The sequence below is a fragment of the Kitasatospora indigofera genome (assembly GCF_014655955.1).
In the GTDB taxonomy this organism is placed as follows: Bacteria; Actinomycetota; Actinomycetes; order Streptomycetales; family Streptomycetaceae; genus Kitasatospora; species Kitasatospora indigofera.
Window position 1 is genome coordinate 1 of record NZ_BNBO01000105.1, and the last position, 9,479, is coordinate 9,479.

The following is a 9,479-nucleotide window of genomic DNA, read 5'->3' on the forward strand; positions in this document are numbered from 1 at the left end:
CACCGCCTCCCGGAGCATGTCGTGCTCCTCGGTGGTACGGAAGAGATCGAAGTCCGCTCCTGCGCTGCCCGCCATGATGCCTCGCTCGTTTAGTTAATTACCGTTAAGTAGATCCTAATTCTAGGGTTGCGCCCTGCCCAGGCCGCACGTGACATGCGCGACACTCCGTACCGGTCCGGCGGCGCACCGTGGCGCCGGGGGCGGCGCCCGGCCGGCCCGTGGGCGCCCCCATGAGGGCCGGGACGGGAACCGGCGTGGATCCGTCCGGCCGCAGGGGCCCGTCGACCCTGCGCCGGGCCTGCCGCCGGGCCGCCGGCCGCACCACCGGGCCCGGCCGGCACGGGCCTTCGTCACCGAACCGGTACCCAGGTCGCACACCGGGTGAACGGGACGGGCGGATTTGCCGCTTTTGTCCCTGCCGAGACACGACCGGCCCCGCCGCTTCCGCGTGCGGATAGCATCGGTCCTTGCGTCCCGCGCTCAGCGACACCCGACAGGTCCCAAATTCCGCAAAGGGGAACCCGTGGCCCTCCGCATCTCAGTGATCGGCACCGGCTATCTCGGTGCCACCCACGCCGCCTGCCTGGCGGAGTTCGGCTTCGAGGTGCTCGGCCTGGACATCGACCCGGACAAGATCGCCACGCTGACCGCCGGCCGGATCCCGATGTACGAACCGGGGCTCTCCGAGCTGCTGCTCAAGCACGTCGCGGGGCACGAGGGTTCGTCCGGGCGGCTGCGGTTCACCACCTCGCCGCAGGAGGCCGCCGAGTTCGGCGACGTCCACTTCATCTGTGTGAACACCCCGCAGCGCAAGGGGGAGTTCGCGGCCGACATGAGCTACGTCGACGCCGCGGTGGACTCGATCGCGCCCTACCTGACCCGCCCCACGCTGGTGGTCGGCAAGTCCACCGTCCCGGTCGGCTCGGCGAGCCGCCTCGCGGAGCGGCTGGCCGCCCTGGCCCCGGTCGGGGAGGGGGCCGAGCTGGCCTGGAACCCGGAGTTCCTGCGGGAGGGCTTCGCCGTCGGCGACACCCTGCACCCGGACCGGATCGTGGTCGGCACCCGCAGCGAGCGGGCCGAGGAGCTGCTGCGCGAGGTGTACGCGACGCCGATCGGCGAGGGCGTCCCGTTCGTGGTCACCGACTTCGCCACCGCCGAGCTGGTCAAGGCCGCCGCGAACTCCTTCCTGGCCACCAAGATCTCGTTCATCAACGCGATGGCCGAGGTGTGCGAGAGCGCCGGCGCCGACGTCACCCAGCTCAGCAAGGCGCTCTCCTACGACGAGCGGATCGGCGGCAAGTTCCTCAACGCCGGGCTCGGCTTCGGCGGCGGCTGCCTGCCCAAGGACATCCGCGCGTTCATGGCCAGGGCCGGGGAGCTGGGCGCCGACCAGGCGCTGACCTTCCTGCGCGAGGTCGACTCGATCAACATGCGGCGCCGCTCGCGGATGGTGGAGCTGGCCCGCGAGCAGTGCGGCGGCGGGTTCCTGGGCCGCCAGGTGGCCGTCCTCGGGGCCGCCTTCAAGCCCAACTCGGACGACATCCGGGACTCCCCCGCGCTGAACGTCGCCGCGCAGATCCAGCTCCAGGGCGCCCAGGTCACGGTCTACGACCCGAAGGCGATGGACAACGCCCGCAAGATGTTCCCCAGCCTGGCGTACGCGGACAGCCCGATGGAGGCCGCCCACGGCGCCCATGTCGTGCTGCACCTGACGGAATGGCAGGAGTTCCGCGAGCTGGACCCGGCGGAGCTGGGCACCGTCGTCGCCGAACGCCGGCTGCTGGACGGCCGCAACGTGCTGGACGGCGCCGCCTGGCGGGCGGCCGGCTGGTCGTACCGGGCGATGGGGCGCCCGAGCTAGGGCTGTCCGGCGGAGCCGGCCGGGTGGATCATCCGTCGTCGGCCGGGCACCGGGCCGTCCCGTGGGACGGCCCGGCCCCCCGACGTCCGGCGGAACGGGGCCGCGTAATCTCTCGTGATCTGCGACGCACGACGGCGTCAGGCTTCTGGAGAGATTTCGATGGCGAACGGCAGACTTTTCCAACTCGTTGCACTGGTAGGGACGTTGATCGTCGCCGCGCTCGGCTTCGGGGTCGGTGAGGCGATCGAGGGTTACGGACTCGGCGTCGTGCTCACCCTGCTGTTCGTCCTGGTGTGGATGCCGGCCCTTTCGCTCGGCAAGGCCACCCTCCCCCCGAGCGCGATGCCGCACGTCGAGGGCACCCAGCCGACCGCGGCGGCCCGCCAGGGGCGCTTCGACCGGCTGGCCCGGATGCTGGGCCTGGCCCGGCCGCACACCGCCGGGCAGGATCTGGCGCGGTTGCGCGGGGGCGCCGGGCTGCACCTGATGGTCCAGTTCGAGGGCGGCGCCCGTCCCGCCCCCGGGTTCCTGCTGCTGCGTCCGGACGGTGCGGGCGGCGCCCTGCTGGCGTACCGCCCGTTGGCCGGGAAGTCCCAGCCGCTGGAAGGCCCGGTCGGCCTGGTGTGGGAGCAGGTCGCACCGCCCCTCACCCGCCGGTTCACCGATGTGATCACCGTCCGGGGCGCGCAGACCGAACTGCGGCTGCGGATCGGTGCCATGGACCTGGAACTGCTCGGCGGCGCCCTCGGGGTCGAGGCGGTCACGGCGTAGCCGTCGCGAGCACGCCGCGAGGAACTCGCGGGTGAGCGGGGAGAGCCCGTCCCGACCGGGTCGGGGCGGGCTCTCCTGTCCGGTCGCCCGGACGGGCGAACCTCTCCGCCGGAGCCGGAATTGCCGCGGCGGCCGGTCCGTTGCAGCAGGCATGACGAGCTACGGAGACGACGCGACGGTCCGCGAGATCCTCACCGGCACGGGCGAGGTGTGGGCGGTGGTCGGCCTGTCGAACAACACCGCCCGCGCGGCGTACGGGGTGGCCCGGGTCCTGCAGCGCTACGGCAAGCGGGTCGTGCCGGTGCACCCCAAGGCGGAGACCGTCCTCGGCGAGCAGGGGTACGCCACCCTCGCCGAGGTGCCCTTCCCGGTCGACGTGGTGGACGTGTTCGTGAACTCCTCGCTGGCCGGCGCGGTGGCGGACGAGGCGGTGGCCGTGGGCGCCAAGGCCGTCTGGTTCCAGCTCGACGTGGTGGACGAGGCCGCCTACGCTCGCACCACCGAGGCCGGTCTGAAGATGGTCATGAACCGCTGCCCCGCGATCGAGATCCCGCTGCTCTGAGGCCGGCGCCTCGCCCGCCCTCGGACCTACCACCAGGAGCACCAGCACGATGACGGAAGCGACTTCGCCGAAGCCGGCCCTCGACCTGACGGACGCGATCTGGCTCGCCGCCCCCGGCCAGTCGGACGGCCCGCAGATCGCCTTCGTCGACGACCACATCGCCATGCGCAACGGCGCCGACCCCGACGGCCCGGTACTGGTCTTCACCCAGGGCGAGTGGGAGGCGTTCCGACTGGGCGCCGTCGACGGCGAGTTCGACCTCGACTACCGGCCGTAGGCTCCGGGCCGGACGGGCCTCGGGGTTACGCCCGGCCGTGTCGTGTCGTGTCGCGCCGTGCCCGTGCCGGGGTGAGCGCGCCGCCTCCTGTCATGATGCGAGCAGGACGTCACGCTCGGTGAAAGGCCTGCCCCGGCCGGCTCCGGACCGAGGAGGCCGGGAAGGACCCTCGGCGTACCGGCCAGGGGCTGCTGACAGCACGTGACATCCAGGCGCTGCTCGCACCCGACGGACCGGTACCGCCCAAGGAGCCCTCGATGGACCAGCCAGACCCGGGGACGTCCCGCCGCGCCTTCCTGGCCGCGGCGGGGGCCGCCACCTCGGCGGCCCTGCTCCAGCAGGTCATGATCGGCGCCCTTCCGGCCTCCGCCGCGCCCGCGGCCCGCCCGGCCGCCGCTCCGGACGACCGGGCGGGCACCGGGCGAACGGTGGCGATCCTCGGCGCGGGCGCGGCCGGGCTGGCGGCCGCGCTCAGGTTCACCGGGGCCGGCTACCGGGTGACCGTCCTGGAGGCGACCGGCCGGGTCGGCGGCCGCACCCTCACCGCCCGCCGGGGCGACCGGCTCGCCGAGGAGTGGGCCGACGGCTCGGTCCGGCACCAGACCTGCGGGTTCGACGAGGGCCTCTACGTCAACCTCGGCGCCGGCCGGATCCCGTACATGCACCAGCGGGTCATCGACCTCTGCCGCCGGCTCAAGGTCCCGCTGGAGCCCTACATCCACACCAGCACGGCCAACCTCTACCAGACCGACAAGGCGTGGCGCGGCGGCCCCCGGCACCACCGCCGGATCGCCAACGACACCCGGGGGCACCTCGCGGCGGCCCTCGCCGCCGTCGTCCACCAGGGGACCCAGGCCGAGGACGGGCTCACCTCCGAGCAGCGCACGCAGTACCTCAGCCTGCTCACCCAGTTCGGCGCGCTCCGCGCCGACCGGACGTACACCGGCTCCACCCGCTCCGGCCTGGCCAGGCCCCTGACCGTCCAGCAGATGGAGGAGCCCGCCGACCCGCTGCCCCTGGCGGACCTGCTGGCCAGCGAGTTCTGGAAGCACGGCGTCCAGCAGGACGTGAACCTGTACTGGCACACCACCTCGTTCCAGCCGGTCGGCGGCATGGACACCGTCTGGCGCCGCGCGGCAGCCGCGCTGCCGGACGGGACGGTCAGGACCGACGCGCCGGTCTCGGACATCCGGCTGGACGGCGACGGTGTGATCGTCGGCTGGACGGAGGACGGCGCCGGGCGCACCCGACGGTTCGACTACTGCCTCAGCAACATCCCGATCCCGGTGCTGCGGCGGAAGGTCACCCTGCACGGCTTCTCCGAGGACTTCCGGTCGGCCGTCCAGGACACCCCCTTCGCCGCCGCCTGCAAGCTCGGCTGGCAGGCCGACCGGCGCTTCTGGGAGGGCGAGCGGTACCAGATCTTCGGCGGCATCAGCTGGATCGACCACGAGATCGCGCAGATCTGGTACCCGTCCAACGACTACTTCTCGCCCGCCGGCAAGGGCACCCTGGTCGGCACCTACAACTCGTACGGGAGCGCCCGCACCTTCGGCGACCGCCCGCACGAGGACCGGCTGGGCGTGGCCCGGGCGGCGGCGACGAAGCTGCACGACGAGTTCGCGAGCGACGCGGTCGTGCCCGGCGCCCTGGGCCTGTCGGTCGCCTGGCACAAGGTCCCGTACCAACTGGGCGCCTGGGCCGACTGGAACCCGAGGATCGTGGAGCACAAGGCGCTGTACTCGACGCTGATCTACCCGCAGGGCCAGGACACCTTCATGGTGATCGGCGACCAGGTCTCCGCGCTCCCCGGCTGGCAGGAGGGCGCGTTGATGTCCGCCGAGTGGGCCTTCGACTGGATCCACCACGGCAAGCGAGCCGTCCGGCTGCCCGTCGAGCACGTGCCGGACGCCAGGAGCCTTACCACCGGCGGGGGTTGAGACGGCCGCCGGAGGACCGTTTCAGCGGCAGGCGGCCCGGCCCCGCAGGTTCCGGCGCCGGGCCACCTCTGCGAGCACTGCCCTCAGCTGTCGACCCGGACGAGCACCCCGGCCCCGACGGCCCGCGCGAAGTCCGCGAAGACCTGGGCGGGGTAGCGGTGCGCGGGACCGTCGGGGTTCTTGCTGTCGCGGACGGCGGTGGATGCGCCCAGGTGCCCGCACTCGACGCAGTCGTCATTGGGGTTGCTGGCGCTCGCCTTCCTCCACTGCACGAGGAGGGCTGAGGCGACGGGGAAGGACGGATTCACTTGAGCTGGTCTCTCTTCTGTGCGATGAGGCTGAGTGACTGATCGAGATCCAGTGCGGTCGCGATGATCTCGTCGAAGGCCGTCCGGTAGATGTCAACGTGGTCCGGGTCCTCGACCCAGTTGCTGCTGAGCATTCCGCTGAGCAAAACGAGATCGAGGTCCCGTTGCCTGAACTCCAACAGTGCAAAGGGTCCAGTCATCCCGGGATTCGGCGGCGCCACCGTAGGCATGATCTGAATTTTGACGTTCGGGTACCGGCTCAAGTGGATCAGCTTGTCGAGCTGGTCGGCCATGACACCATCAGCGGCACTCATGCTCAACGCTGATTCGTGGATCACCGCCCACACCTTGAGTGGGTTCTCCGAGCGTGTCAGGACCGACTGACGAGCGAGCCTAACCTCGACCCTCTCCTCCACGCTGGGCGTCTTGATCACACCCATGGAGATGATGGCGTGGGCGTACGCACGGGTCTGGAACAGCCCTGGAATGAAAGAGACCTGGTAGGACTTGTTGCCGACCGCCGTCTCTTCGAGCCGGATCAGGTCGGTGTAGAGCGGGTTCAGCTGGTCGTAGCCCGCCACCCAGCCCGGCCGCCGCTTCTCCTTCAGGATCTCGACCAGGACTTCCTTGAGCTCCTCGTCGCACCCGTAGAAGTCCAGAAGTGCGCGAACCACCTCGGGCTTCAGCTGCACGCGGGCGTTCTCGTACCTGCTGAGCTTGACCAGGTTGATGCCTCCGACGCCGGCCACGACCTCCTCGGCCGACATGCCCTTGGCCTCGCGCAACTTCCTGAGTTCTCCCGCGATGCGCCGATACCGCACGGCTGGCACAGATGCCATCTGATCGCCCCTCCAGACCTGTTCGTGGACCAGTGTGCCCGTCCTGTCGGACGGTCCGCCACCTCCACTGTGCCTGCTGACCCGGCACCTTCAGAGCAGAACTGAAAGTTTTCATACTTCTTCGACATGGCTTGCGCTGACGGCAAGTCAGCCGCCATGCTGAGAGCAACGAAAGACGAGCACAGCGTGACATCCATAGCTGCTCGGCCACGCCTGCCTTTCAACACCTTGATGTACCTGAGCGGTTGCCCGGGTGCACCCGTACCACCTCTTGCCGACGCCTGCGGCCGACGGCCGCCCTCGGATCACCGACCCGCCTCACCCAGCCACATCTGGCCAGGAGGATCCGCCATGCCCCAGAACCGCTTCCGCCTCCCCGCGTCCGAGTCGTCCGTCGCCGTCGCCCGAAGACTCGCCGTGGCCCAACTGGGCACCTGGGTGGGGGAACTGGATCCGGACGACCGGGCGGTCATCGAACTGCTGGTCTCCGAACTGGTGACCAACGCGGTGCGGTACGGCAAGACGGAGACCACCACCGTCGGACTCATCGGCACCGAGGACGGCACGGTCGTCCTCACCGTCGAGGACGCCAATCCGACCGAACCGCAGCAGCGGGAGCCCGAGGCGGAGGACGAGGGCGGACGCGGGCTGGTCCTGGTCGACGCGCTGGCGCTGCGACGGGGCACCATCCGGCTGAACTCCGGGAAGAAGACGTGGGTGGAGGTGCAGTTGGCGAAGGGGAGCGCGGCCCGGCTCCGGGCGCTGGCCGTCCCGCACCCGGCCGCCAACGCCCTTGCCGGTCCGGTGGATCCGCCCGACCCGGCCGACCCCGCCGACCGCCTGCCGTCACAGCTCCTCGACCGCCGCATCCGAGCGCTCCGGCCCAGGCCCGGCGTCGGCGATCTCGGCGGCCACCGCCCACCCCTCGGCCGGTACCGGTGCAGGGCCTTGGGATCGACGGCTCCGGCCGCCGGAGGCCGGCCGTGAGCAGGAACAGCGCCCCGCCGCCGGCACCCTTCACCGTCGAGATCGAGGACGTGACGCCGCCCGCCACCTTCGAGCATCTCGCCGATGCCCTGGCCGCGCTGTGGAGTTCGCTGCGTACGCTGCCGCTCGGCGCCACCCAGTACGACGCCTACCAGTACTTCCTGACGCGTCCGAACGCCGTCCAGCGGGTCACCGAACACCTGGACCGGGACGGCGAGTTGGTCCTGTCGTTCCGGATGGAGGGCCGCCTGCACGCGGTCCGGGTCAGCCCGGCCCGGGCCTAGCAGGGCAGCGGGCCGGTGGGGAGGCCCGCCCACCCCACCGGCCGGGTGACGCTACTGCCCGCCGCGCTCCGCCCGGCCCGGCCCGGTGGCCGTGGCGGACCCGGGGAGTGCCTCCGACAGCCGCCCCACCGCGCGCAGGTGGGCCTGGTAGGCGTCCCGGGCTTCGAAGAGGACGTCCGCGCGCAACGGGTCCGAGACGTCCATCCGCTCGGCCGCCGCCACGGCCTCCTCCAGGAACGCCGGCCACAGCTCCGGCCGCGCCCAGCGCTTCAGGCCGCTGCTGGACGCCACCAACGCCCGGGAGAGCTTCGGCAGGTAGGCGGCGGGGCTCACCGAGGCCATCAGGCGGAAGGCCCGCAGCTCCACCGTCGGGCCGAGCCGGCCCTCGTCCAGCAGCAGCACCCGGGTCCGCAGCACCATGTCGTGATTCATTCATCCCCCTCGTCGCTCCCACCCCGGGGCCGTACCCGCCGACGCCAGGGCAGCGCGACGGACGCGCCGGCCCCTCCGGAGGGAGAGGGCGGCACGTGGGACCGAGGTGGATGGATCGAGTCTGAGGGTCGGCGCGGGCCCGGACAAGATCGGACCGACGTGCTCTCGGTCCTACCGCAAGACCCCTCTGACAAGGCATGATTGGACTCGACACGCTGCCGGAGGGTGCCCGGAGGCAGCGAGGCGGACCCCGCGCCACGGCCCACGGCTCTGTTCAGGACAGGACCATGTGCGGCCTTCGGGTGGGCGGCTGGCCGGGTGGGGCAGTGCGCGGGCCTCCGGCAGTGCCTGCCGAGGCTCCTCGTCTCGCTTCGCCGCAGCAACCTGCGGGCGCGAGATGGGGCGAGAGCACCACGACGGGTGTAGGGACGCCCCGGAAACCCCGTGCCATCCACGTCGACGGGCCGTGGGGTGCCCGGCGCAGAGAGCGTCTCATTGCCGGAGGTTATGTGCGGGTCGCAAGAACTTGAGGTCGTACTCGTCGCCGGTGGGGACGGCGCGGCGCGGTCGCCGCGCTTGGGGCTCACTCCGCCGCCCCAGGGGCGAGAACGGCTCCGAGGTCCCCCTCGGGTTCACGGGTGAGGATGTCGAACAGCGCCGGATCGGCGTAGATCTCAGCACTGTGCTTCCACTGGGCGAGCAGCAGGGCGCTCGGAGCGAGGTTGTCCGGGGCGACCGCGCCACGAGCGGTGTCCACCAGCTCCGCGATCAGGGTGTCGACGTCCCCGGCCGGCAGGAAGGTGATCCAGGGCAGGGCCTCGGGCAGGGCCTGCCGCAGGGCCGGGATGTGTCGGTACGGACCAGACCGGTCAGCAGACGGGAACTGAAGTCGACGACGGTGGCGTCCCGTTCCATCTGCTCGACACGCATCAGGGCAAGGTCCCCGGCATCGCGGCGGCGCAACCGCAGCGCGCGAACGGCGTCGATTCTTCGCGTGGTGGCCGCAGGGTGGTGGAGCAACTCACTGAAGGGAACGTCCTCATAGGCCGCAGTCATGACATCCACGGCACTTCGGATGTCGGCGGATGCGCACTCCTGGCCCGCTGCGCGCCGCATAGGCACTCACACATAGCGTTCACGCTCATTCCATTGCAACGCAATGTCCGGGGCTCGTTGCGTTAGCGTCGAGACTATTGCAATGAAAAAGCGGCAACTGCC

11 protein-coding genes are annotated in these 9,479 nt (G+C 71.3%); 7 read left to right on the top strand and 4 right to left on the bottom strand.

Annotated elements, in window-relative coordinates; translation table 11 throughout:
- The first annotated feature begins 523 nt into the window (after positions 1-523).
- From IE329_RS39300 to IE329_RS39320, 5 genes are all read left to right on the top strand, one after another.
- Complete coding sequence (locus IE329_RS39300; RefSeq protein ID WP_190215862.1) at positions 524-1,861, top strand: UDP-glucose dehydrogenase family protein; 1,338 nt, start codon at positions 524-526, stop codon at positions 1,859-1,861.
- 159 nt (positions 1,862-2,020) lie between these two features.
- A complete protein-coding gene (locus tag IE329_RS39305; protein ID WP_190215863.1) occupies positions 2,021-2,632 on the top strand; it encodes a hypothetical protein in 612 nt (203 codons plus the stop codon).
- 151 nt (positions 2,633-2,783) lie between these two features.
- Positions 2,784-3,194, top strand: coding sequence for a CoA-binding protein (locus tag IE329_RS39310; protein ID WP_190215864.1), 411 nt, complete (start codon positions 2,784-2,786; stop codon positions 3,192-3,194).
- Positions 3,195-3,243: 49 nt separating this feature from the next.
- A complete protein-coding gene (locus IE329_RS39315) occupies positions 3,244-3,471 on the top strand; it encodes a DUF397 domain-containing protein (protein WP_190215865.1) in 228 nt (75 codons plus the stop codon).
- A 257-nt stretch (positions 3,472-3,728) separates the two neighbouring features.
- Complete coding sequence (locus IE329_RS39320) at positions 3,729-5,411, top strand: flavin monoamine oxidase family protein (RefSeq protein WP_190215866.1); 1,683 nt, start codon at positions 3,729-3,731, stop codon at positions 5,409-5,411.
- 83 nt (positions 5,412-5,494) lie between these two features.
- On the opposite strand, the gene IE329_RS39325 is transcribed toward IE329_RS39320, so the two are convergent.
- Positions 5,495-5,719 carry a DUF397 domain-containing protein gene (locus tag IE329_RS39325; protein WP_190215867.1) on the bottom strand — a complete coding sequence of 75 codons (225 nt, stop codon included), beginning with the start codon at positions 5,717-5,719 and terminating at the stop codon, positions 5,495-5,497.
- A complete protein-coding gene (locus IE329_RS39330; protein ID WP_190215868.1) occupies positions 5,716-6,558 on the bottom strand; it encodes a helix-turn-helix domain-containing protein in 843 nt (280 codons plus the stop codon). The genes IE329_RS39325 and IE329_RS39330 overlap by 4 nt, the downstream gene beginning before the upstream one ends.
- A gap of 351 nt (positions 6,559-6,909) precedes the next feature.
- Between IE329_RS39330 and IE329_RS39335 the strand changes: the two genes are divergently transcribed.
- Both IE329_RS39335 and IE329_RS39340 read left to right on the top strand, forming a co-directional pair.
- On the top strand, positions 6,910-7,545 hold the full coding sequence (locus tag IE329_RS39335; protein WP_229928147.1) for an ATP-binding protein: 636 nt from the start codon (positions 6,910-6,912) through the stop codon (positions 7,543-7,545).
- Positions 7,542-7,829 carry a hypothetical protein gene (locus IE329_RS39340; RefSeq protein ID WP_190215870.1) on the top strand — a complete coding sequence of 96 codons (288 nt, stop codon included), beginning with the start codon at positions 7,542-7,544 and terminating at the stop codon, positions 7,827-7,829. Before IE329_RS39335 ends, IE329_RS39340 begins: the two co-directional genes overlap by 4 nt.
- A 51-nt stretch (positions 7,830-7,880) precedes the next feature.
- Here the strand turns inward: IE329_RS39340 and IE329_RS39345 are convergent, their stop codons facing one another.
- Together IE329_RS39345 and IE329_RS41345 are read right to left on the bottom strand one after the other, a co-directional pair.
- Positions 7,881-8,261: a hypothetical protein gene (locus IE329_RS39345; protein WP_190215871.1), complete on the bottom strand. Its 381-nt coding sequence runs from the start codon at positions 8,259-8,261 to the stop codon at positions 7,881-7,883.
- Positions 8,262-8,844: 583 nt separating this feature from the next.
- Positions 8,845-9,018 (bottom strand): hypothetical protein, encoded by a 174-nt coding sequence (locus IE329_RS41345; RefSeq protein WP_229928148.1) that lies wholly within the window; start codon positions 9,016-9,018, stop codon positions 8,845-8,847.
- Positions 9,019-9,479 lie beyond the last annotated feature (461 nt).